Below are 271 nucleotides of genomic sequence, written 5' to 3'. Positions count from 1 at the left end.
GTTCTTATCTGCATCTGTTGGTTTTGAACTTGGGTCTGTAACAGTTACTTTAACTGGAACTTCTTCCTTAGAACCATCTGGGTAAGTTACAACTGCTGTCGCAGGTTTTTCACCTGGTGTTGTTGTGTCTACTGGATCCTTGAAGGCTACTGTTGTACCCTTAGGAAGATCTTTCAAGTTACCGATTGAATCTTCTGCTTTTGGTTCAGTTCCTTTATCTACAGTTTGAGCTTTTGGTGTTGGCTCGTTCTTATCTGCATCTGTTGGTTTT

General features: G+C 41.0%; 1 protein-coding gene. It reads right to left on the bottom strand.

Annotation, left to right across the window (positions count from 1 at the left end; translation table 11 throughout):
- The coding region (locus tag HMPREF2805_RS00255) for a Rib/alpha-like domain-containing protein (RefSeq protein WP_261676098.1) at window positions 1-271 on the bottom strand (271 nt) is incomplete at both ends.

Source organism: Streptococcus sp. HMSC034E03 (assembly GCF_001811505.1).
Taxonomy (GTDB): Bacteria; Bacillota; Bacilli; order Lactobacillales; family Streptococcaceae; genus Streptococcus.
Note: the sequence above shows the minus strand (reverse complement) of the source record. Positions and strands in the feature narration are given on the sequence as shown.